This is a genomic window from Nocardia sp. NPDC052001 (assembly GCF_040680615.1).
Classification (GTDB): domain Bacteria; phylum Actinomycetota; class Actinomycetes; order Mycobacteriales; family Mycobacteriaceae; genus Nocardia.
In genome coordinates this window covers 78,000-99,204 of the sequence record NZ_JBFAXC010000014.1, presented here as the reverse complement: position 1 = coordinate 99,204, position 21,205 = coordinate 78,000, and the positions used below count along the sequence as shown (strand labels likewise).

The window sequence follows — 21,205 nt, the reverse complement described above, 5'->3', positions numbered from 1 at the left end:
TCGCGGCTTGTTCTGGAGGCATGACTCCAGAATAATGGTTGTCATGTCCTCCAATCGCACCGCGTCGTTACGCCGTAGAGTCGGGATCCTGGTCTTCGACGGTGTCAAAATGCTCGACTTCGCCGGTCCGGCGGAGGTATTCGTCGAGGCCAACCAATCGGTCGACGGGTACGAGGTGGTGCTGGTCTCGCCCGACGGGTCCGATGTGCAGACCTCGATCGGGGCGCGAATCCAAGTCAGCGGCGCGGCGGCGGACTCCGGATCGTTCGATACCGTCGTGATTCCGGGCAGTGAACAGCATCCGTCCAAGTTCGTGACGCCCGAGGTGCTGGCCGCGACCAGGTATCTGTCCTGGAATACCCGCCGACTGGCCTCGGTGTGCAGCGGCACCTTCGTACTCGCCGATCTGGGCATGCTCGACGGTCGCAGTGCCACCACGCATTGGAAGTTCACCAGGGATCTGGCGGCTCGCTTCCCCAAGATCGCGGTGGATCCCGACGCGATCTTCGTGCGCGACGGAAACCTCTACAGCTCAGCGGGAGTGGTGGCCGGGGTCGATCTGGCGCTTGCACTGGTGGAAGAGGATCACGGTGCCGACGTGGCACGGCGGGTGGCGCAATCGCTGGTGGTGTACATGCAGCGCGCGGGCGGGCAATCCCAGTTCTCGGCATCGCTGAGCGGGCCTGCCGCCCGAAGTCCGCTGGTGCGCAAGGTGATCGACCTGATCTGTGCGGATCCCGCGTACCCGCACACCGTGCAGACCCTGGCCGCGCACGGTCAGGTCAGCGTCCGCCATCTCACCCGCCTGTTCCGCACCGAAGTGGAGCGCTCCCCCGCCGAGTACGTCGCCTATATCCGCTTCTGCCTGGCGCGGGACATGTTGCACGCCGGGCAGAGCGTGACCGAGGCCGCCATGGCGGCCGGATACGGCACCAGCGAGGCATTGCGCCGGGCTTTCATTGCGCGCCTTGGTATTTCGCCACGCAAGTATCAGCAGCGGTTCCGCTCCACCGGATCGGCCGCCGGGCTGGATCCGGCTTTCGAACAGGCTGTGTCCTGATGCCGAACCCTGCCCACCTCCCACCGGGCGCGAACCCTCGAAGCCGGTGGTGGCACAGTGGACCCGACACCGTCCGAACCACGAGGAGCAGCCGATGAGCGGTCGTACCCCCAGCCATTGGGAGGAGCTCATCGCTGCCGATCCCGCGCATTCGACCTGGTACGTGGAGCGGTTCCGGACATTGGCGGCCGAGGGCACCGATATCGCCGGGGAAGCGCGCATGGTCGATGCCATGCTCGACCGGGGTAGCCGGGTGCTCGACGCGGGGTGCGGTCCGGGCCGCGTGGGCGGATATCTGCACGGTGCCGGGCACACCGTGGTCGGCGTCGATATCGACCCGGTGCTGATCGCCGCCGCCGAACAGGATTACCCCGGCCCGACCTGGCTGGTCGGCGATCTCGCCGAACTGGACTTGCCGGGACGCGGTGTGACCGCCGACTTCGATGTCATCGTGTGCGCGGGCAATGTGATGACCTTCCTCGCGCCGTCCACGCGCGCAGCGGTGCTCTCCGGATTCGCCGGACATCTCGCCCCGACCGGCCGGGTGGTCACCGGCTTCGGCGCCGATCGCGGCTACGACTTCCCCGAATTCCGCGCCGACGCCGAAAAGTCCGGTCTCACACTGGATTTGCAGCTCGGGACCTGGGATCTGCGCCCCTTCACCGACGATTCGGACTTCCTGGTGGCGGTGTTCTCCCGCACCCCGTGACCGCATCCGCGCGAGAATGACCGCGCACCAATCGGTTACACCCAACCGCGACGCCGACTGACATAGCGCGGCTCGAGCACAAAGCGGTACAGGCCGCGCACGGCGCCCGGCATGAAACCGAGCATTTTGGCCCTGGATTCGGCGGGCGCGTCATCCAGCGCCCACGGCAGATATTCGGTGATGGCGCGGGTGCCGTTGCGCTTGCGCATCTCCTCACCGAACGCGGCCCATCCGCGGCCGCCGACGGTGCGGTCGATCAGCGGCAGGGCCACCTGTTCCTCATGCGTGAAATGGGTGTCGAGCGCCGCGGCCAGTGCGTCCACATCGGCTCGCAAGCGCTGGGCGCCAACGGAATTGGCGACACCGTATTCGACCTTGGACAGCAGATCCACGATGCCCTCGTGCTCGGCTTCCATCTCGTCCAGGATCGCCAGATCCGCCGGATCATCGGCCGCGGCGCGCACCAGTGGCCACAGCGCCGCATCCTCGGTGCTGTGATGCCGGTTGAGCTGGCGCAGGAAGGTCTCCCAGCCGATGCGCACCGATCGCTGTCCGAGGCGGTCCTCGGCGACGGCGGCCGATAGGCGGATCAGATCGCGCATGCACGCGTCGTGAGCCAGATACATTCCGAAGAAATCGATGGTCGTTGTCGGCCTGTGGTCGTTTAGCATTCTCGTCAACCGTTCTCGTTCAACTCTTTTGGGTGTGTCAGGGGCTCGGGCACGCGGTCACGGCATGACCGAACCACCGGCGATATCGAGCGTGATGCCGGTGATCCAGGACGATGCGGCCGAGACCAGGAATAACGTCGCGGCGGCGATATCGTCGGGTGTGCCGAGCCGTCCCAACGGGTAGCCGCGCCCCAATTGCTCTCGCTGTTCCTCGGACATGAAGCTCCGCATGCGATCGTTCTCGACCGCGGCGGGCGCCACGCAGTTGACTCGAACCCCCTGCGGTGCAAGCTCATTGGCCAGATGGCGAGTCATTCCCACCACTCCCGCCTTCGCCGCGGAGTAGGCGGCCGCGGCGCGACTGGCCTGCCGGCCCGCGGAGGAGGCCATCGTGACGATCGCGCCGCCGTGTGCGGTCAACTCCGGCAGGAAGGCCGAGATGGTCAGGAAGGTCGCGGTGAGGTCGGAATCCACCACGTGCCGCCAATGGTCTGATGTCTCCTCGACCGAGGGCACCGGCTGGCCGTAACCACCGGCGAAGGCGATCACGATGTCGACCTTGCCGAATCGAGCCAGGACCTGGGCATGTAGCCGGTCCAGGTCCGTTGCGGAGGTGCAATCGGCCACCGCCGCCAGCGCCCGGCCGCCCGTGTCGGTGATCGCGGCCGCGACGCCGTCCAGTGCGGCTTGATCGCGGCCGACCACCGTGACATCAACTCCGTTGCGGGCCAACGCGATTGCTGTGGCAGCGCCGATTCCCCGCGAGCCGCCGGTCACCACGGCGGTCTTGCCCGCCAGATCCGGGTGGTTGCCCAGCACCACAACCCCTGAAGTAGTCACGCCACTGTCCTTTCGCCCTCATTTAATTAATTAGACGGTCTGTATGAATGAATCAGGTTCACCAGGTACTGTCAAGGTCATGAGCCCGCGTCAATACAATCTGGGGAAGCGCACCGCGCAGATCGAGCAGAGCCGCCGACAGGTTCTCGACGCCGCTCGGGAAGTGCTGGGCGGGGCCGATAACTACACCGGATTCACCCTGGACGCGATTGCCAAGCGCGCGGATGTGGCCCGCGCAACCGTCTACTACCAGTTCAAATCCAAGACCGGTCTGCTCGAAGCGGTCTGCGACGACCTCGCCGCCGAGGGGGGCCTGTCCGAACTGGTCAAAGCCTTCACCAACCCCGAACCACCCGCGGCGCTCACCGAATTCATCGCCTGCTTCGCACGCTTCTGGCAGGCCGATCGCCCCGCCATGCGCCGGCTACGCGCGCTGGCCGCGCTCGACGCCGATGTCCACGCGGTCATCAGCGCCCGCGATGAGCGCCGCCGTGAAGGTTTGACGGTGCTGGCCAAACGCTTCACCGACGAAACCGCGGGGGCCACCGACCATCAGGTTCGAATCCTGCTGGCCCTCACCAGCTTCGAAACATTCGACACCATGATCGGATCGGACGACGACCTGTTCGACGCGGTCCCGGTGATCGCCGATCTCGCCGCCACCGTGCTGGGAGCGAACGCGTAGCAGCGACGTAGTCATTCTCGTTCGTCAGTGGACGACCCATACAGGTCGGCTTCGGAGACGGCCGCATCAGCGGAGTCGGCGCGCCCCATCCGCGCCGCCGACCCGAACATCGGCCCGCGCGCAGGCACATTCGGCGCGAATCGCATGAACCCGATGGCCTCGGGCACATCGACGTAGACCGCCTCCATACCCCCTGTCATGGAATAGGTTTCGTGCCAGAAGCCTGTTCCCCCACTGTCGCGCAAGAAGTCTCGCCACCACACCCGATGGGGCTCCGATCGCGCGAACGCCAGCAGCGATTCCATATCCCGCCAGTACTGCCGCATCCCGACATTCGCCGGAAACAGCGAGTAGACAACGGTTTCGTGCAGCAGCAGCCCATCCGGCTGATCCTGCGCCGATGCCGCGATCTTGGGCCCGAACCCCAGCAGGGTCCGCAACCCGTACAGTCGATTGACCCGCATGCCCAGGTAGATGACGATCAGATCGGGATAGCCGGACAAATCCACGGTCTGCCGATTCACTCGCGTTCCCATACGAATCATTCAACGCCCGACACCGACTCGCGCGCACTACTCATTCCCGATCGCCCTGGTTAGGCAGGTGGCAACGCACGCTGCCGCACCGCGATCATGTGCTCGCGCGGAGTCCACGCGTCCACCCACACCGGTGCTTCGAGCTCGGCGTCGGCAACTTCGAGGTCGGCGCGCGCCGCGACGCTGAACTCCTTGCGCAGCCGGTATGCCTCCCGAATGATCAGCAGCCAGTCATCGTCCCCGCTCATCTCCCCCTGCGCGAACCACTCCATGGTCCACGTACACCTATTGAGCTCATCCCCCACCGCCACCGCCTTCGGACTCCCCAGCAACTGCACCTCCTGCCACCGCTGAATCCGCTCCCGCTCCAACTCCCCCAACCGAACAATCCCCTCCTGCAACGACATCCCCTCCACATCACTCACCCCCGCCCGTATCCGCACCAGCCGCGCCGCCAACGTATGCATCCCCCTACTGACAATCAAATACTCCGAATACACCTGCAATCGCCGCTCATCCCACCGCGCCCCCTGAGTCCGATTCCACTTCGACCGTTCATTGACATACGACGCGAGAAACGTAATCGCCCCACCGATCACCACCCCGCTCAACGTCCCGAGCAACTGCGCAAACACACCCAAATACTATCCACCCCAACACCTTCGCCATCGAATCGAACAATCGATCTGGAATCCGCTGTGGGACGAGCTGCATCAGCAACACTTGGCGCTGTTCGGTTGCACCACAGTCTCGCCGGGACGGTCACCAAGTTCGATCCCGCCCTGACTTGATGCAGGAAACGGTCGTGGCGGGTGCTACGGGTACGACCGCTCAGCGATTGTCCCGCAACCACGATTGGCAATCAGGAACATAACGCGCGTGAATCGTGCGCCGCGTCACGTGAGGACGGCCACCGCGGCGATAACGATATCGAATACCGGAGGTTTCCATACGGTCGCGTTTCATACGAGTGCTGATGGCGCAGTCAAGGAAAACCTATGGTAGATCCATATTTCTCATCGGAGTGTGGCGTGGCGCGCCGATGGAACCGCGACCCTCACTCCCGATATCGTGACTCGTTATGCCCGATAGCGATCGTCGAGTACGTGTAGACAGTGAATTTGCGCCGTTGCGCACCGTGGTCGTCTCTCAGAGCGAATTCCGAGCACCCGACGCCCCGGAGGTCCTCGGGCATTCGATGCCGGTGGAGGCGAGCGCCGTGGAAATCCTGGAGGCGGTGTGGGGTCGGGACTTCGGGGCGGTGTATCCCGATAAGCAGCGGGCGTGGGAGGCCGAGCGCGATGAGCTTGCCGCAGTGCTGGGACGGCACGGCGTGGAAGTGCTGCGGCCCCGGCTGTTCACCGCGGATGAGAAGGCCGCGGCGGGTGCGACCGGTTATGCCAATTTCTTCGTGCGTGATCCGTGGTTCACCGTGGGCGACCATGTCATCGAGGGCGTGCTGCAATTCCCGCACCGCCGCATGGAGGTACTGCCGAGTCGGGATCTGTTGCTCGAGCGGGTCATGCCCTCCCCCGCGCACTACGTGTCGTTGATGCAGCCGGGCATCGCACCGCTGGGCGATCCGGGGCCGGGTCCGTTCCTGGAGGGCGGCGATGTGCTGGTGCTCGGCACCCAGATCCTGGTGGGCTGTTCGGGTATGGCCACCAATGAGATCGGCCACCGCTGGCTCGCGAAATATCTCGCGCCCTTCGGTTTCACCGTGCTCCCGGTGCGGCTCCCCTCGCATGTGCTGCACCTGGACTGTGCGATCGGCCTGGTCCGTGAGGGGCTGCTGATCGCCTGCCGCGACCGGCTGCCCGATGGGCTGCCCGCACCGCTGCGCGAGTGGGAGGTCATCGAGGTGAGTGAGGACGAGGCGGCCGCGATGGCCACCAACGGTCTGCCCATCGATTCGAGCACCTACATCACCGACCCCGAATTCGACCGCGTCGGAAGCGAATTGCAGGCGCGCGGGATCACGGTCGAATACATCGACTTCTCGGTGTCACGGCTGTTCGGCGGCGCGTTCCGCTGCTCGACCCAGCCCCTGCTGCGCGCCAACTGACCGCCGATGACATCGCAGGACGGCAGCGACCGCCCGCACCGGAATGATGCACTGAATCGGTTGCGACACAATACTACTCGCGCGACGGAGCACGGCGTCGAGCTGGTGAAGCACGCCGCGCGAGCCAATGGAGCACTGGAGTCCGGGCTCACCGCGCTCCTGCGGGCGACGGTCGCCAATTTCGCGACGGACGCCGCCATCGCGGTCGCCCTCGCGAATACGCTGTTCTTCGCCAGTCCGGCCACCCAGTCCCGGGTGAATGTGGCCCTCTACCTTCTGATGACGGTCGCACCGTTCGCGGTGATCGCCCCGGTGATCGGACCGCTGCTGGATCGGGTGCAGCGCGGACGGCGCGTGGCATTGGCCGCGACGTTCGCCTTGCGGGTCGTGGTCATCGTGCTGCTGATCTTCAATCTCGACGGTTGGGCGCTGTACCCGCTGGCATTGACCACGATGGTGCTGAGCAAATCGTTCTCGGTGCTCAAGAGCGCGATCACCCCGCGCGTCCTGCCGCCCGGAATCGACTTGGTGCGCACCAACTCCCGGCTCACGGTGTTCGGATTGGTGGGTGGTTCGATCATCGCGGGCGGTATCGCGGCGGGGGTGGCGTTGCTGTTCCATTCCACCGGTGCGCTGGTCGTGGCCGCACTGTTGGCCGGAGCCGGAGCCATACTGAGCCTGCGCATTCCGAGCTGGGTGGAGGTCACCGAAGGTGAAGTGCCCGCCACCCTCGGACACTCGCGAGAGCAGGGGAGCGATCACCGCTCTGTACTTCCGGCGCGACAACCCCTGGGACGCAGGGTAATCGCGGGCCTGTGGGCCAATGGCGCAATTCGGGTACTGACCGGCTTCCTGACCTTCTATGTCGCGTTCGTGGCCAAAAGTAGTGGCGAATCGGCCCTGCGGCAGGCGGTCATGCTGGCCGCCGCCGGTGCCGCGGCCGGAATCGGAAACTTCACCGGCAATTTCGTCGGCGCGCGCACCGAACTCGGCAGGCCCAGAACGGTCATCGTGGCGTGCGCACTGAGCTGTGTCGCGATCGCGGTGGCGGCGGCACTGCTGGACAACCTGGTGGGCGCGGTGCTGGCGGCATTGGTCGCATCGGCTTCCACCGCGCTGGCGAAGGTGTCGCTCGATGCCACGATTCAGGACGCGCTGCCGCCCGAATCGATCGCGTCGGGTTTCGGGCGCAGTGAGACGGTCCTGCAGCTCGCCTGGGTCACCGGCGGCGCACTGGGAGTGTTGCTGCCGACACAGTATTGGAAGGGATTCACCGTCGTGGCGGTACTGATGGCGATCGCATGCATCGGATCGGCGGTCACCTACCGGGGGCATTCACCACTCCCGACCCGCCATCGCGAGCCGAAATCGGCTGGGCCGCAATAACTATGCGCGACGGCAGTCGCTGACGGTCGATATCGTCGCGTTGTCGTTGATATCGGAATCCGCGAGCTCCACGTGGACCGTGCACAGCACCCGGTCACCCGTCCGCAGCTCCGCGATCGCGGGCTGCGGCACCAGCGTAATGGCGGACAGCCCACTGCCGCGGATGGCCAGGGGCGGTGTCTGCTCCGGCACACTCTTGATCACGCAGGAGATCTCGGGCGAACAATTGGCGATGAAGGCCAACTCACCATCCCATCGCGGATTCCCCAGGGTCGTATTCAGATTGACCAGGAGCAACCAAATCCCGCCCACCGCGATCACGAAGGCGCACACCATCCCCACCAGCACCCACATCGCATCGTCAAGCATGCGCCGCACCCGCGACCAGTCCATAACGTTCCCTTCCCCGCCGCCGGATTCCGGCGTGAGGTCTGACGTTATCGGTTGGGCGTGTGGCGTTTTCGGCGGAACTGTGGAGATTCGGTGATCATTCCCGTGCGGGTTGCCTTATGGCGGTGAATACGCGCAGGCAGCGTTCGGTCATATCGGCGGGGGTGTGGTCGGGATGGTCGGTCCACCAGGCGATAGTGCTCGATACGATGCTGAACCACCAGGTGAGCAGGAGTGAATGATCTTCCGCGGCGGCGATTCCCGCGCCGGAGAGGACCTCGGCGACGCCTTCGGAGCCCATGGTGTTGAGCGCGTCCTGGTAGGTCCGGGCGAGATCGTGGGCCGCGCTCGGGCGGGGCAGGGTGCTGTCGTAGATGATTCGCCAGTTCTGAGTGCGTCCGTCCAGGGCGTGGAAGATGCCGGTGAGGGTGGCAAGGGCTTTGCCCTGTGCACCGTGCACGACCTGGGCGCGGGCGACCGCCTCGACCAGGCTCTCGCCCGCGTTTCGTACGCACGCGGCGTGCAGGCCGTCGCGGGAACCGAAGTAGGTGTAGATCAGCGGTTTGGAAACCCCTGCCGCACGGGCGATTTCGGCGAGCGAGGCATGGGTGTAGCCGCGCGCGCCGAATTCGGCGGTGGCGATATCGAGGATCTGCTGTTCGCGCTGCTCGCGCGGTACGCCTTTGGTTCCCGCCCGGCTCGCGGTCATCGCCGTGCCACGGGGTCGATCAGCACGCCGGGGTTGAGGATTCCGGCCGGGTCCAGTGCCGATTTCGATGCGCGCAGGGCGACAGCGAACGGCTCGGGGCGCTGCAGGTCGTACCAGGGCCGGTGGTCACGTCCGACGGCGTGGTGATGGGTGATGGTGCCACCGGCGCTCGAGAGTGCCTGCGACACAGCGGCTTTGATCTCATCCCACTGTTCGACCGTCCGGCCCCAGCGACCGGCGGCGTAGATCCCGAAATACGGTGCGGGACCGTCGGGGTAGACGTGGGTGAACCGGCAGGTCACCACCCCGGCGATGCCCAGGGATTCGAACGCCTTCGCCGCCGCGGCATGCACCGCATCCCGCAATTCGTCGAAACGGTCCCAGGTGCAAGCGGTTTCGAAGGTTTCCACGATCATCGACTGCGCGGCCAGCGCGTCACGCTGATACGGCATGCGCAGGAACGAGGACCGCCAGGTGTCCGCCGCCCCGGTGCGCGCCTGCTCCTGTTCGGAATCGGCCGAGCGCACGCCTTCGGGGGCCTGCCCGCCGTGGTCGCGGCAGATCTGCAATGCGCGCGAGATCGACTCGTCCACAGGGTGATCCGCGGATTCGAAGCCCAGCACGAGCACCCCGCCGGAGGTGGGCGTACCCGCGTTGAGGAACGCCTCCACCGGATCCAGCAGTCGGCAATTCGCCGGGAACAGCCCCGACTGCGCGATCTCGCGGGTCGCGGTCACGGCGGCGGAATAGTCGTCGAAGATCACCGATGCGCCCGCCCGCCAGCGCGGGCGCGTCTGCAATCGCATCCACGCCTCGGTGATGACGCCCAGGATCCCCTCGGATCCCAGGAACATGCGGTCCGGTGACGGTCCCGCACCCGAACCGGGCAGGCGGCGGGATTCGCTGATCCCGACCGGTGTCACCACCCGCATCGATTCGACCATGTCATCGATATGGGTGTAGACGGTCGCGAAATGCCCGCCCGCCCGCGTCGCCAACCATCCACCGAGAGTGGAGAATTCGAACGATTGCGGAAAGTGCCGCAGCGTCAGCCCTTCGGGGCGCAACGCCTGCTCGAGATCAGGTCCCAGCATTCCGGCTTGGATCCGCGCCGCCCGGCTGACCCGATCGATCTCCACGACCCGGTTCAATCGGCCGAGGTCCAGGGACACCACCCCGGCGTAGTCGGCGATACCGCGGGGCTCCACCCCGCCCACCACCGACGTGCCGCCGCCGAATGGGATCACCGCGACCCCGGCCTCGGCGCACCAGTCCAGCACATCGACCACATCGCGTTCGGTGCGCGGCCGCACCACCAGATCCGGCACCTGCTCGATCTGACCGAGCAGCATGCGCACCACGTCCCGGAATGCCTGCCCGTGACTGTGCGCGACACGATCCCGCAGATCCCGAGAGCCCAACTCCGCCAGCGCATCCGGGAGCTGAATCCGTGACTCGGGTATCGCCAGCGCATCGAGTGCCGGCGGCTCGTGCACCGACAGGTCCGCTCCCGGAAGCAGATTCGCGACCCGCTTGGTCAGCGTGGCTCGCTCCGCCTCGCCGACCGCGTTCTCGACATTCCCCCAGCCCCACCACGACCGCGTCATCAGGCGTCTCCTCTCGACCCGTCAGGCAATTGACTGCAAGGTAATTTACTCACGGTTCAATTGCAACGGCGCGCGTAGAACACCCAGGTCACGACCTCTGGGTCGCTTCAGCCGGTGAGCAGTGGGTTAGTCGGCGATTCCGCCGTGAAAGTGCACTGTCTGGCCGTAATGCCCTTCGGGCTGTCCAGCCAGCAGCGCGGGAACCTGTCGGCTCACCGCCGCGACCGGCTCGGACCGCGTGGTCGCGTCATGTGCCGCTTTATCGACCCACAGCTGTGTCAGCCACACCGTGTCCGGATCGTCGACGGCCGCATTGATACTGAAGGAGATCAGCCCGCCATCCTGATCGCCCGCGCGCAATCCCGCCAGCAGCACGGCGATCAGCTCGTCCCGCCGACCAGGTAGCGCGGTCATGCGCCCGTAGACGCTGAACATATTCTCGCCGGACATAGTCGCCCTTTCGCATGATCGAACCGCGTTCGAGGCTACCCGCCGCGATGTCGCGGTACCGCGATCGCAAAGCGCACTGTTCCCAATCGATTTCATCGGTCACCCGCGCGGAGCCGTCCGCGATCGCGCGCAATCCCCGGGCAAATCAGGCAACACATTAGGGCACATGACCGATGCGCCGGAGTGTGCCCGCTTCATACGGTCGGTGGCCGGGATCGGACTGCGGGAATGGGCGCAGCGTCGTGACTGGTGGCCGGGACACGCGATGCTCCGGCGGGTTGATGTCACACATCCGGGTGCTGTGTCGTCAACCAGGCAGTAACCCGGCAAACAAGAGTGGATGAGGGAAGAGAATGGGTATCGAGAACCTGCGCACGAACCTTCGCGGTGGTGTGCTGCTGCCGGGCGACGCTGAATTCGAGCGGGCGTCACAGCCGTGGAACTCCGCGGTGCGGCAGTCGGTGGCGGCGGTGGTCGAGGTGGCCGACGCGCAGGATGTGGCGGCGGTGCTGGAGTACGCCGGCGGATCGGGGCGGGTGGTGGTGACACAGCCGACCGGACACGGGGCGACCGGGGATATCGACGGCGCGATCCTGTTGCGCACCAAGCGATTCGACCGCGTCGAGATCGATGCGGAGCAGCGGGTGGCGCGGGTCGGCAGCGGGGTGGCGTGGGGTCGGGTGCAGGCCGCGGCCGCCGCGCACGGGCTCGCCGGGCTGTCGGGCAGCAATCCGGTGGTGGGCGTGACGGGGTATACGCTCGGTGGTGGATTCGGTTGGTTCGCAAGGAAATACGGCTGGGCCACGAATGCGGTGCGCGCACTGGAGATCGTCGATGCCGCGGGACGTCCGCAGCGGGTCACCGCCGAATCCGATCCGGAACTGTTCTGGGCATTGCGCGGTGGCGGTGGCGATTTCGCGATCGTCACCGGGCTGGAGTTCGAATTGGTCACGCTGCCCGAGCTTTACGGTGGCCGGGTGATGTGGTCGGCCGAGCGCACTCGGGAGGTGTTCGACGTGTTCACCGAGCTCACCACCGATGCGCCGGACGAACTGTCGGTGTGGTTGCAGCGCTTCCAGATTCCGGGTGCGGCGCCGATGATCGCCCTCGACTTCGCGTACCTGGGTGATCCGGCGCAGGGGCGGGAGCTGACCGGCGCGCTCGATTCCCTCGGCGGCGCGGCGGTCGATACTCGTGGCGCGCTCACCCCGGCGCAGATTGGCACCATTACCGCCGAGCCGACCGATCCGAGCCCCTCGCTCTCGCGTGGCGAGCTGCTCACCGATCTCGATGACGCGGTGATCAAGACGCTCATCGACGCTCCGGTAGCCCCGCTGCTCAATATCCAGATCCGCAATCTGGGTGGTGCGCTCGCCCAGGACGCACCCGGCGGCGGCGCACGCGGCGCAGTCACCGAACCGTACGCGCTCTACCTGCTCGGGCTCGGCCTGCCGCAGCTGATCGATGCGGTCGGCGAACGATTCGAGCAGATCGTGGACGCCCTGGGCTCGCACATCACCGGGGCCAAGCCGTACACCTTCCTCGCCCCCGGCGAGTCCGCCGCCGCGGCCTTCGATCCCGACACGCTGGCGCGACTGCGCGAGATCAAGCGAAATCGCGATCCGCACAACGTTATTCGCGCGAACTTCCCCGTTCAGGACTGACTTCCCGGTGGTGCGGGGCAACGACTGTCCCGCACCACCGGCCTACCACCGATCTGGAGCAATCATGACTTGCACCACCATGACCGCGGCCCGCATGCCCAAGGCGGGCCGTGCCGCCGAACTCGTCGTCGAGCCCGCGACCTACCCGCGCGCCGCGGTCGGCGACGTGATCGTCCAGGTGCATGCTGCCGCCTTCACCCCCGGTGAATTGGATTGGGAGCCAACCTATGTGGACCGCACCGGCCGGGACCGCACTCCGGCGATTCCGGCCCGGGACGTGTCGGGCGTGGTGGTCGAACTCGGATTCGGCACCAATCCGAGCGATCTGCGGGTCGGCGACCGCGTCTTCGGCATGATCGACCGCTACCGCGATGGGGCCGCCGCCGAGTACGTCGCGGTGGAAGGCCGCGATCTGGCCCTGCTGCCGCCCGAGGTCGACCATGTTCAGGCCGCCTCGCTGCCCATGTCCGGTCTCACCGCCTGGCAGGCGCTGTTCGTGCACGGCGGCCTCGGTGCGGGGCAGCGGGTGGTGATCCACGGTGCGGGCGGCGCGGTAGGCCAGCTCGCCGTTCAGCTCGCCCGCAATATCGGTGCGGAAGTAATCGGCACCGGTCGCACGCGCGACCGCGACGCCGTCCTGGGGGCGGGCGCGACGACCTTCCTCGATCTCACCGGCGACCCGCTCGAACCTCTCGACGGCACAGTCGATCTGGTCTTCGACATGATCGGCGGCGATATCCTGGCCCGCTCCTCCACGCTGATCGCTCCCGGCGGCACGCTGGTCTCCATCGCCGCTCCGCCCGCGGTGCAGCCTCCTACCGGGCGCGCGGTCTACTTCATCGTCGAGCCCAACCGCGCCCAACTCACCGAATTGGCGCGCGGCGTCGCCGCCGGTGAACTCGTGATGCCCACTCCCGTGCTCTATCCGCTGACCGAGGCCCAGAAAGCGTTCTCCGACAAGGAGAACGGCGTCCCCGGCAAGTTCATTCTCCGCAACGACGACGTTGTCTCGAACGGATCACGCTGAGCATGCGGACCGGCCCCCACTTCCTGGGGCACCGGGCGCGTTAACGTTTTGCCCGAAGGTATCCGGAGCAGCGGGTATTGGGCAGCGATGCGGTGAACTGCGTTGACCCGCAGCCGATTACACAGCTCACCGCCGTCGCTGTCGCGTAACGGGCATTCCCGCTGCTCGATGTGCTGCGTGCGAAGCAACGCTCGCACCACCGAACCCGAGGGGGATCCCATGCGATTCAAATCATTGATTGTCGCCGCCGTCGCGGCGGGTATCGCTGTCTCCACCAGCGCGTGCGACCCGACCTCCACGACCGGAGCCCAGCCCACCACCCCGGGAGCCCAAACCACCGCGCCACCGGCACAAACCACGCGCTCCGGCCAGCCCACGCAACCGGGCACCGCGACCGATTCCGGCGGCACGGTCACCGAAACCGTCACCGCGCCGCCGACCGGGAGCCCGGTCTCGGACCCGACGACCACCGCGAACAACGCGATCCCGAAATGCGTGACCGCCCAGCTCCGCCTGGACAAGGGTGTAGGCGCCCCGATCGGCGGCCAATGGTACCTGCGGTTCTACAACAACAGCTCCAAAACCTGTGTCATGCAAGGCTTCCCGGGCATCTCACAAACCAACGACCCCAGCGGCGATCCCGTGGGCGAGCCCGCCGAACGAGACCATGGCGCGGACGCCCCCAAACCCACACCGGTCGTCCTGGCCCCCGGTGCCGCAGCCCAATTCCAATTCATCACCTACCCCAAGCAGGTCAACGACTGCGACGCGCTGCGCACCAATACCCTGCGCGTCTATCCGCCTGACAACACCGAATCCCAGTGGCTCCCCTGGGACAGCCTGATCTGCCCGAGCCCGCAGCGCATGCTCGTCGTCCGGGCGGTCACCCCGATGTAAGGAGGCCGGCGGGGCGGTCGGCGCACCGCCGAGTTGCCGATTACGCCCCCGCCGCAGGACCGAGCAGGCAATACACCGGGCGGTCAGGGCTAGCCTGTTGATCATGAGCGCCATTCCCGCCCACTGGATTCCGCACCGTCGCGAGGACGGTGAAGTCATCGGCTGGATCGATCTGGAATCCCAGGCCCCCGAGCTGATCCCGATCGATCGCCTGGGCCGATCCCTCACCGCGGTCCCCGACTGGGTGACCGCGGAGGAGGCGCTCGAAGAGCACGGCCTGCGCTTCCTGATGAACCGATTCGACTACCGCGGCCACACCGTCCGCATCCGCCATCTCTACGACGACCGCATAATCGTCACCACTGCGATCACCGACGCCATCGGCGATGTCGGCGAAGAATTCGTCCTGCCGTTCCCCGCCGGATCGGACCTGACCGAGATCCGCTCCAATTGATCCGACACGTCTCCCGCCCATGTTTGAAGACAGACGGCGATGTCAATGACCTGCGGGGAGGTGTGGGTATGAACGTGAAATCGCAGTGGGCGCGACGCTATTCGATCATGCGCGTTCCATCGATCCGCGTGGGTATTCACACGATCAGGGCCGCGTGGTCGGATGAGTTGTCCGATAGAGCCGCGACACTCACCTATCACAGCATGCTGTCGCTTTTTCCCGCCCTGCTGATAGCCATGGCGGTCCTGGGGCTGCTCGAACCGCGATCCGCCGATTCGATCGCCGACGCGGCCCGCCATCTCGGCCCCGGCGACGGCCGCGCGGCATTGGTCGAGTCCATCCAGCACCTGCAACCGTCCACCAACTGGCCGGGTCCGGTCGCGATCATCGGCTTCGTTTCGGCGATCTGGACGGTCTCGAGCTATGTCGGCGCCTTCATACGCGCGGCCAATTCGCTGTACGGGGTTTCCGAAAATCGTTCGGCAGCAAGAACAATCGGGCTCCGACTGCTGTTGAGTGTGCTGCTGGTCAGTTCGATCGTCGGCATCGTCGTAGGGCTCGCTCTCACCGGGGGTGTGGCCACCCGGATCGACGGTTCACTCCATCTCACAACCACCGTGCTCACCACCTGGCGAATCCTGCGGTGGCCGGTGCTGGCGCTCATCGCCAGCGTGGCTCTGGCACTGCTGTACTGGGTCGCTCCGAATGTCGCCGGTCAGCGAATACGGTGGGTGACCCCGGGCAGTCTGCTCGCGGTGGCGATATGGATCGCGGGCTCGGCGGGCCTGGCCTTCTACGCCGATCATTTCGATTCGTTCAATCGACTGTATGGCTCGCTCGCGGCCGCCGTCATAGTGCTGGTGTGGATGTGGTTGTCGAACTTCGCGCTGCTGCTGGGAGCGGTCATCGATTCCCAGATCTCACGCCAACGTCTGCTCGCGAGCACATCCACCGGCGAAGCTCGAGACAACCAGTTCATCGAGCGCAGCGCCACTACCTACAACGTATGTGACCCCAGGCGCGTTCTGCAGCACCGCCGGAGCGACCGGCTTCAGTAAGACCGGAAAAACCATGGTGTGCGAAACCACTGCCACCGACTCGCGACTGCGGTGGCGGCAAGCATGATCGCCACCGCCGGTGCTCACCGCGTAGAACGCCTCCGCGGTCACATCTGCATCGAGCAGCACCACCAGGTGAAGCCGGCAGCGGGGGAATCGCCTGCCGACTACCAAAACCGCATCGCGGTAAGCGGCATCAACGGGGCACCGTTGCCCTGACAGCGAGAGCGCCGCAGCGGGACTCTGCCCGGTCGGCACGCCGTCGAATATCTGCGTGGAGACGTTCGGCTCGACCGGATTCGTGCACCGCGGGTCGAAGTGGCGCGGGATCCGGTAGATACGGCAGGTATGACATCAAGTGATTCCACGGCCGACCTGTCGTACCTCGACGCCACCGAAGCGTTGCGACTCTTCACCACACGCGAACTGTCGCCGGTCGAGTTGATGCGGGCTGTCATCGAGCGGACCGAGCAGGTCGAGCCGACTCTCAACGCGTTCGCGGAGCGGCTCTTCGACGAGGCGATGGCTCAGGCCGTCCAGGCCGAGCGCCGGTATCTGGGCAAGGATGGCGAGGCTCCGCGGGCGTTGGAGGGATTGCCGATCGCGGCCAAGGAGAAGCATGCGATCGCCGGGCGGTCACTTACCGAGGGGTCACTGGTCAACGCGGGTGTGGTGGCCGAGGAGAACGCGCCGGTGATCGATCGAGTCCTGAACGCGGGCGGCATTGTTCACGCCCGCACCACCACGCCGGAGTTCTCCATCGCGACATTCACCCAGTCACGGTTGTGGGGTGTCACTCGTAATCCGTGGAATCCGTATTTCTCGACGGCCGGGTCCTCGGGTGGTTCGGGGGCGGCGCTGGCCGCCGGCACCGCCGCGCTGGCCACCGGATCAGATATCGGGGGATCGACGCGACTGCCCGCCGCGCTCAATGGGGTCGTCGGATTCAAGGCCCCGTACGGGCGCGTTCCCGGGGCGGGCATCATGCCAAATGACCACTATCGAGGTGACAGCCCGATGGCCCGCACCGTCGACGATACGATCCTGTTGCAGAATGTGCTGGCCGGACCGGACCCGCGGGATCACACCAGCATCGCACCGAAGTATGTGCTGCCCACCGAATTCGACGATGTCGCGGGTATGCGAATCGCGTTGTGCGTCAACCTCGGTGAGTATCGGGTGCATCCGGAGATGGCGGCCAATACCCGCGCTACCGCGCAGGCGCTCGCGGCGGCCGGCGCGACTGTGGAGGAAATCGAACTGCCCTGGGCCCAATTCGACATCCTGATCGCGACGGCCGGGCACTTCGGGCATATGTTCAGCACCTTGGTCGAGGAGTTCACCGCCGGAAAACGGGACCTGGTCTGCGTTTACACCGCCGCCTACCTCGATGTCACCGCGCAGGCCCGGCAGAACATCAGCTATATGGACGCGTTGCGCGCCGAGAAACGACTACAGCTCCAATTGGCGGCGGCGATGACCGGATTCGACGCGCTGCTCTGTCCTACCACCGCAGTACCCGGCTGGCCCGCCGATGACGCACTGCAGGGTGAACGCCTGATCGTGCACGGTGAGGATGTCGGCGAAACCTTCTGGGCCGCAATGACAATGCCCTTCAACATCAACAATCGCTGTCCGGTGCTCAACGTCCCGTCCGGCCGCTCCGAATGGGGCATCCCGACCGGCGTGCAGATCGTCGGACACCCCTATGACGATGCGGCCGTATTCCGCGTCGGCAAGGCGCTGGAACAACTGCGCCCGTGGGCATACCACCCCGCGAGCCGCCCGGCCCTGTAGCCGGACGGATTCAGCACGCGATTGCGTCGACCGCGACGGCGACCACAAGGCCGCCGCCGCGGTCTTGCGCGCACGAGGCCTATCGCCACGGCGGCGGCGTTCACCAGTGCCACGCGTCCGGTGACCGATGAGTAGAGCTCGGAGACGGCAGAAATTCCCGGGGAGGAACTTGCTCCTACGGCGCCTGTTGATCAGGCTCTCCCGCTGCGTGTCATCGGCGTATTGAGTTGTCTGCGGGCAGATAACCCCGTGATCGCCGAATCTGCGCGACATGGTTCGGCGGCTGTCGAATCTCGGCGAAAGACCACCCGAGTCTGCCGCTATCCGGCAAATTCCCGCCCGCACTTTCCGGACGCCGCACGGTGACTGCCATTACACCGACCCGCCTCGAGAGGCGAAACATGAGGGATCACATGAGAATTCGCGTATCCACCGTCACCGCGATCGCGGCTGCCGCGTGCGTCACCGTAGCCGCCGCGACGGCGGCCGCCGAACCGGAATCGGTCGCCACCCCGGCGGTCACCTATCACACCGAGCTCGCCGGTGCCTCCATCGTCACCGCGCTCGAAGGCGGCGCCTTCGCACCGGCCGTGGATCAGCGGTCGATCGAAGTACGTGACGCCGCGGGCCGCGCACTGGACACGCTGCCGCTGACAGCCGTGCTGGACGGCGTGAGTTTGCCGCTGCGCCAATCGATCTCCGCCGACGCGCGCACATTGACCCTGACTCCCGACCTGTCCGGAGTGGATCGCACCACCGTGCGTCCGGTGGCCTCTCCGGTGGAGAATCAGCTGGCCATGAACGATCTGATCAACTCGGTCAGCATCAGCACCTCGATCGGCAGCCTGGTCGGCACCGCGATCGGCGCGGTCGCCGGAATCGGTGTGGGTCTCGCGGTCGCCGGGGCATCGTGCCTGGTGCTGAGCCTGGGCTGTGTGGTGGCGGTGCTGCCGATCCTCACCCTGGTCGGTGCGGCGGGCGGGCTGACCGGGCTGGTGCTCGCGGGCGGGCCCACCGCCGCGGTCGCGGCCTTCAACTACTTCAGCACGCTCAATGCCGCGCCGGGCGCCAGTATCTACGCCCAGCAGGTACCGGGCGCGAACCGCTGACGGGAGGGATACCAGATGCGCATCGGCACAACGGTTCTCGCAATGACCGTGGCAACGGCCGCGATCACGGTCGCGACGGTCGCGGCCGTTCCCGCCACCGCCGAACCCGATCCAGGCTGGCGGGCGACCGTTGATACGGACGCGGTGATCAGCACGCTCGAGGCGGGCGCATTCGCGCTCTCGGCGGATCAGCGGTCCGTCACGGTACGCGATGATCGCGGACAGCAGATCACCGAGCTGCCCCTGATCGTTCAGCTCGACGGCCTCGAATACGTTCTTCGCCAGGAGATTTCGCCGGATGCCCGGCGACTGACCCTCACTCCGGATGCGGCGCTACGGGCGGTCGCGGCGGCGCGGCCGATAGCCTCTCCGGTGGAGAATCAGCTCGCCCTCGGTGAACTCGCGGGCAAGATGACCACGGCCAGCCTGCTGGGCACCGTGGGCGGCACCGTCATCGGCCTGCTGGTGGGCGCGGCGATAGGGCTCGGCTCCTGTCTGATCGTGGGTCCGGGCTGTCTGGCCACCGCACCCGCCGCGCTCGCCGCCTTCGCGGGCGCGGGCGGGCTGGCCGGGACGCTGCTGGCGGGCGGCGGCACCCTGGCCACCGGTCTGTGGAAGTACCTCAGCACGGTGCAGGCGGCACCGGGTGAAAGCGCCTACGCCGAGCAGGGTGGTTTGCTGAACCCGGACGGCACGGGCGTACCCGATGCGAACCTTCGGCTGCCGAAGATCAGTATTCCGAGCGGTTCGTCCAGCCTGTCCGCCGGACACTGACAGACACCGAAAGCGCCGGACCCGTTGGGGTCCGGCGCTTTTCGTTCGGGCGCAGAGTCAGGCGCGGCGCAGCCAGGCCATCGCCGCTGACAGCAGCGCCGTGACGCCGACCTGAATCGTCGGCTCGGGCACGGGAGCGTATCGCGAGGAATGGTTGACCGGAATATGTGCGGGCAGACCGTCTTCCAGAATCGATTCGACCGCGATGCCCTCGAACAGCAGTGGGTCCGCGCCGCCGAAATGCCAGAACACCGAAGGCACACCGAGCGCCGTGCCGAAGGTCGAGAAGTCCTCACTGCCGCTGAATGCCTGCGGCAGGGTGAAAACCCTTTCCGCGCCGAAGTTTTCGGTCAGCGCGTCGAGCACGATGCCGGTGGCGGTGGCGTCGTTGACCGTCAACGGAAGGGCATGAGTGGGGGTGATCTCGGGCTCGCGATCGGCGCCCGACGCAACCGCCTCCGCGCGCACGATTCGCTCGACGGCCTTCGACACATTTTCCCGGACACGGGAATTCATGCTCCGGATATTGATCAGCAGTTCGACGACATCCGGAATGACGTTCTCCTTGACCCCACCGTGAATCGCGCCCACCGTCACCACCGCGGCCTCCGCCGGGGCCACCTCGCGGGCGACGATCGACTGCAAACGCATGATGATCGCCGCCGCCATCACGATCGGGTCCACGCACAGTTCCGGAGTGGACCCGTGCCCGCCGCGACCGAACAGCCGGATGCGCAGACTGTCACTCGCGCCCATGATGACCCCGGGCCGGGTGCCCAGGAATCCGACCGGTGCGGGCTGCACATGCTGGCCCAGGCACACCCGCGCTCGCGGGAATCGATCCAGGAATCCATCGGCGATCATGGCGGGTGCGCCCCCGATCTCCTCGGCCGGTTGGAATACCGCGACGACTGTGCCGCACCAGCTTTCCCGATTGTCGGCGAGCTGACCGGTCGCACCCAGCAGACAGGTCACATGCATATCGTGCCCGCACGCGTGCATGACCGGCACCGCATGACCGTCGGCGTCGACGCCGGTCGCGGTCGACGCGTAAGGCAATCCGGTCTCTTCCGCGACCGGAAGCGCGTCCATATCCGCCCGCAGCAGCACGACCGGGCCGTCCCCATTGACGAGCACGCCGACGACACCGGTGCCGCCGACGCCCTCGGTGACTTCCCAGCCCTGCTGTTTCAGTTGCGCGGCAACGACTCCTGCCGTGCGGTACTCCTGGAAGGACAGTTCCGGGTGGGCGTGCAGATCCTCGTACACGGCCCGCAGAGCGGGAATGCGGGCGTCGAACCCGGACATGAGCGGGGC

General features: G+C 66.4%; 22 protein-coding genes. 13 read left to right on the top strand and 9 right to left on the bottom strand.

Annotation, left to right across the window (positions count from 1 at the left end):
• Positions 1-43: 43 nt before the first annotated feature.
• Both AB0L82_RS38360 and AB0L82_RS38355 read left to right on the top strand, forming a co-directional pair.
• On the top strand, positions 44-1,060 hold the full coding sequence (locus AB0L82_RS38360; RefSeq protein WP_364648418.1) for a GlxA family transcriptional regulator: 1,017 nt from the start codon (positions 44-46) through the stop codon (positions 1,058-1,060).
• Between the two features lie 94 nt (positions 1,061-1,154).
• On the top strand, positions 1,155-1,769 hold the full coding sequence (locus AB0L82_RS38355; protein WP_364648415.1) for a class I SAM-dependent methyltransferase: 615 nt from the start codon (positions 1,155-1,157) through the stop codon (positions 1,767-1,769).
• A gap of 35 nt (positions 1,770-1,804) precedes the next feature.
• On the opposite strand, the gene AB0L82_RS38350 is transcribed toward AB0L82_RS38355, so the two are convergent.
• A complete protein-coding gene (locus AB0L82_RS38350; RefSeq protein WP_364648661.1) occupies positions 1,805-2,395 on the bottom strand; it encodes a hemerythrin domain-containing protein in 591 nt (196 codons plus the stop codon).
• A 102-nt stretch (positions 2,396-2,497) separates the two neighbouring features.
• Positions 2,498-3,280, bottom strand: coding sequence for an SDR family NAD(P)-dependent oxidoreductase (locus tag AB0L82_RS38345; protein ID WP_364648412.1), 783 nt, complete (start codon positions 3,278-3,280; stop codon positions 2,498-2,500).
• A gap of 79 nt (positions 3,281-3,359) precedes the next feature.
• Here AB0L82_RS38345 and AB0L82_RS38340 point away from each other — a divergent pair, with 79 nt between their 5' ends.
• On the top strand, positions 3,360-3,965 hold the full coding sequence (locus AB0L82_RS38340; protein WP_364648409.1) for a TetR/AcrR family transcriptional regulator: 606 nt from the start codon (positions 3,360-3,362) through the stop codon (positions 3,963-3,965).
• Positions 3,966-3,976: 11 nt separating this feature from the next.
• On the opposite strand, the gene AB0L82_RS38335 is transcribed toward AB0L82_RS38340, so the two are convergent.
• Both AB0L82_RS38335 and AB0L82_RS38330 read right to left on the bottom strand, forming a co-directional pair.
• Positions 3,977-4,501 carry a DUF4188 domain-containing protein gene (locus tag AB0L82_RS38335; RefSeq protein ID WP_364648406.1) on the bottom strand — a complete coding sequence of 175 codons (525 nt, stop codon included), beginning with the start codon at positions 4,499-4,501 and terminating at the stop codon, positions 3,977-3,979.
• A gap of 59 nt (positions 4,502-4,560) precedes the next feature.
• A complete protein-coding gene (locus AB0L82_RS38330) occupies positions 4,561-5,136 on the bottom strand; it encodes a hypothetical protein (RefSeq protein ID WP_364648403.1) in 576 nt (191 codons plus the stop codon).
• Positions 5,137-5,639: 503 nt separating this feature from the next.
• Here AB0L82_RS38330 and AB0L82_RS38325 point away from each other — a divergent pair.
• Together AB0L82_RS38325 and AB0L82_RS38320 are read left to right on the top strand one after the other, a co-directional pair.
• A complete protein-coding gene (locus AB0L82_RS38325; protein ID WP_364648658.1) occupies positions 5,640-6,566 on the top strand; it encodes an amidinotransferase in 927 nt (308 codons plus the stop codon).
• A gap of 60 nt (positions 6,567-6,626) precedes the next feature.
• Positions 6,627-7,952 (top strand): MFS transporter, encoded by a 1,326-nt coding sequence (locus AB0L82_RS38320; RefSeq protein WP_364648400.1) that lies wholly within the window; start codon positions 6,627-6,629, stop codon positions 7,950-7,952.
• On the opposite strand, the gene AB0L82_RS38315 is transcribed toward AB0L82_RS38320, so the two are convergent.
• The 4 genes from AB0L82_RS38315 to AB0L82_RS38300 form a co-directional block, all read right to left on the bottom strand.
• Positions 7,953-8,321 carry a hypothetical protein gene (locus AB0L82_RS38315; protein WP_364648397.1) on the bottom strand — a complete coding sequence of 123 codons (369 nt, stop codon included), beginning with the start codon at positions 8,319-8,321 and terminating at the stop codon, positions 7,953-7,955. It lies immediately after the preceding gene.
• 118 nt (positions 8,322-8,439) lie between these two features.
• Positions 8,440-9,051, bottom strand: a complete 612-nt coding sequence (locus tag AB0L82_RS38310; protein ID WP_364648394.1) for a TetR/AcrR family transcriptional regulator — start codon at positions 9,049-9,051, stop codon at positions 8,440-8,442.
• A complete protein-coding gene (locus AB0L82_RS38305) occupies positions 9,048-10,658 on the bottom strand; it encodes an FAD-binding oxidoreductase (protein WP_364648391.1) in 1,611 nt (536 codons plus the stop codon). The genes AB0L82_RS38310 and AB0L82_RS38305 overlap by 4 nt, the downstream gene beginning before the upstream one ends.
• A 126-nt stretch (positions 10,659-10,784) precedes the next feature.
• The gene (locus AB0L82_RS38300; protein WP_364648388.1) at positions 10,785-11,108 is read right to left on the bottom strand and encodes an antibiotic biosynthesis monooxygenase; all 324 of its coding nucleotides are present in this window, start codon (positions 11,106-11,108) and stop codon (positions 10,785-10,787) included.
• A 353-nt stretch (positions 11,109-11,461) separates the two neighbouring features.
• Here AB0L82_RS38300 and AB0L82_RS38295 point away from each other — a divergent pair, with 353 nt between their 5' ends.
• The 8 genes from AB0L82_RS38295 to AB0L82_RS38260 all read left to right on the top strand — a co-directional run bounded on the left by AB0L82_RS38295 (position 11,462) and on the right by AB0L82_RS38260 (position 19,888).
• Complete coding sequence (locus AB0L82_RS38295; protein ID WP_364648385.1) at positions 11,462-12,772, top strand: FAD-binding protein; 1,311 nt, start codon at positions 11,462-11,464, stop codon at positions 12,770-12,772.
• Positions 12,773-12,836: 64 nt separating this feature from the next.
• Complete coding sequence (locus AB0L82_RS38290; protein WP_364648382.1) at positions 12,837-13,799, top strand: NADP-dependent oxidoreductase; 963 nt, start codon at positions 12,837-12,839, stop codon at positions 13,797-13,799.
• A 219-nt stretch (positions 13,800-14,018) separates the two neighbouring features.
• Positions 14,019-14,696: a DUF4232 domain-containing protein gene (locus AB0L82_RS38285; protein ID WP_364648379.1), complete on the top strand. Its 678-nt coding sequence runs from the start codon at positions 14,019-14,021 to the stop codon at positions 14,694-14,696.
• Positions 14,697-14,799: 103 nt separating this feature from the next.
• Positions 14,800-15,150, top strand: a complete 351-nt coding sequence (locus tag AB0L82_RS38280) for a hypothetical protein (protein ID WP_364648376.1) — start codon at positions 14,800-14,802, stop codon at positions 15,148-15,150.
• A 68-nt stretch (positions 15,151-15,218) separates the two neighbouring features.
• Positions 15,219-16,208 carry a YihY/virulence factor BrkB family protein gene (locus AB0L82_RS38275; RefSeq protein ID WP_364648373.1) on the top strand — a complete coding sequence of 330 codons (990 nt, stop codon included), beginning with the start codon at positions 15,219-15,221 and terminating at the stop codon, positions 16,206-16,208.
• A gap of 348 nt (positions 16,209-16,556) precedes the next feature.
• Positions 16,557-18,005 (top strand): amidase, encoded by a 1,449-nt coding sequence (locus AB0L82_RS38270; RefSeq protein WP_364648370.1) that lies wholly within the window; start codon positions 16,557-16,559, stop codon positions 18,003-18,005.
• A 413-nt stretch (positions 18,006-18,418) separates the two neighbouring features.
• Entirely contained in the window at positions 18,419-19,114 is a 696-nt protein-coding gene (locus tag AB0L82_RS38265) for a hypothetical protein (RefSeq protein ID WP_364648368.1), read from the top strand.
• Between the two features lie 42 nt (positions 19,115-19,156).
• The gene (locus tag AB0L82_RS38260; protein WP_364648365.1) at positions 19,157-19,888 is read left to right on the top strand and encodes a hypothetical protein; all 732 of its coding nucleotides are present in this window, start codon (positions 19,157-19,159) and stop codon (positions 19,886-19,888) included.
• A gap of 57 nt (positions 19,889-19,945) precedes the next feature.
• Here AB0L82_RS38260 and AB0L82_RS38255 read toward each other — a convergent pair whose 3' ends face one another.
• Positions 19,946-21,196 carry an amidohydrolase gene (locus tag AB0L82_RS38255; protein WP_364648655.1) on the bottom strand — a complete coding sequence of 417 codons (1,251 nt, stop codon included), beginning with the start codon at positions 21,194-21,196 and terminating at the stop codon, positions 19,946-19,948.
• Positions 21,197-21,205: the final 9 nt, after the last annotated feature.

What these genes read in the sequence shown, in the direction of transcription:
- AB0L82_RS38260 (WP_364648365.1), top strand. Translation starts at nt 19,157, where the DNA reads ATGACCGTGGCAACGGCCGCGATCACGGTCGCGACGGTCGCGGCCGTT.
- AB0L82_RS38305 (WP_364648391.1), bottom strand. Translation starts at nt 10,658, where the DNA reads ATGACGCGGTCGTGGTGGGGCTGGGGGAATGTCGAGAACGCGGTCGGC.
- AB0L82_RS38265 (WP_364648368.1), top strand. Translation starts at nt 18,419, where the DNA reads ATGAGAATTCGCGTATCCACCGTCACCGCGATCGCGGCTGCCGCGTGC.
- AB0L82_RS38290 (WP_364648382.1), top strand. Translation starts at nt 12,837, where the DNA reads ATGACTTGCACCACCATGACCGCGGCCCGCATGCCCAAGGCGGGCCGT.
- AB0L82_RS38255 (WP_364648655.1), bottom strand. Translation starts at nt 21,196, where the DNA reads ATGTCCGGGTTCGACGCCCGCATTCCCGCTCTGCGGGCCGTGTACGAG.
- AB0L82_RS38350 (WP_364648661.1), bottom strand. Translation starts at nt 2,395, where the DNA reads ATGTATCTGGCTCACGACGCGTGCATGCGCGATCTGATCCGCCTATCG.
- AB0L82_RS38310 (WP_364648394.1), bottom strand. Translation starts at nt 9,051, where the DNA reads ATGACCGCGAGCCGGGCGGGAACCAAAGGCGTACCGCGCGAGCAGCGC.
- AB0L82_RS38300 (WP_364648388.1), bottom strand. Translation starts at nt 11,108, where the DNA reads ATGTCCGGCGAGAATATGTTCAGCGTCTACGGGCGCATGACCGCGCTA.
- AB0L82_RS38335 (WP_364648406.1), bottom strand. Translation starts at nt 4,501, where the DNA reads ATGGGAACGCGAGTGAATCGGCAGACCGTGGATTTGTCCGGCTATCCC.
- AB0L82_RS38315 (WP_364648397.1), bottom strand. Translation starts at nt 8,321, where the DNA reads ATGCTTGACGATGCGATGTGGGTGCTGGTGGGGATGGTGTGCGCCTTC.
- AB0L82_RS38270 (WP_364648370.1), top strand. Translation starts at nt 16,557, where the DNA reads ATGACATCAAGTGATTCCACGGCCGACCTGTCGTACCTCGACGCCACC.
- AB0L82_RS38340 (WP_364648409.1), top strand. Translation starts at nt 3,360, where the DNA reads ATGAGCCCGCGTCAATACAATCTGGGGAAGCGCACCGCGCAGATCGAG.
- AB0L82_RS38285 (WP_364648379.1), top strand. Translation starts at nt 14,019, where the DNA reads ATGCGATTCAAATCATTGATTGTCGCCGCCGTCGCGGCGGGTATCGCT.
- AB0L82_RS38355 (WP_364648415.1), top strand. Translation starts at nt 1,155, where the DNA reads ATGAGCGGTCGTACCCCCAGCCATTGGGAGGAGCTCATCGCTGCCGAT.
- AB0L82_RS38275 (WP_364648373.1), top strand. Translation starts at nt 15,219, where the DNA reads ATGAACGTGAAATCGCAGTGGGCGCGACGCTATTCGATCATGCGCGTT.
- AB0L82_RS38295 (WP_364648385.1), top strand. Translation starts at nt 11,462, where the DNA reads ATGGGTATCGAGAACCTGCGCACGAACCTTCGCGGTGGTGTGCTGCTG.
- AB0L82_RS38360 (WP_364648418.1), top strand. Translation starts at nt 44, where the DNA reads ATGTCCTCCAATCGCACCGCGTCGTTACGCCGTAGAGTCGGGATCCTG.
- AB0L82_RS38280 (WP_364648376.1), top strand. Translation starts at nt 14,800, where the DNA reads ATGAGCGCCATTCCCGCCCACTGGATTCCGCACCGTCGCGAGGACGGT.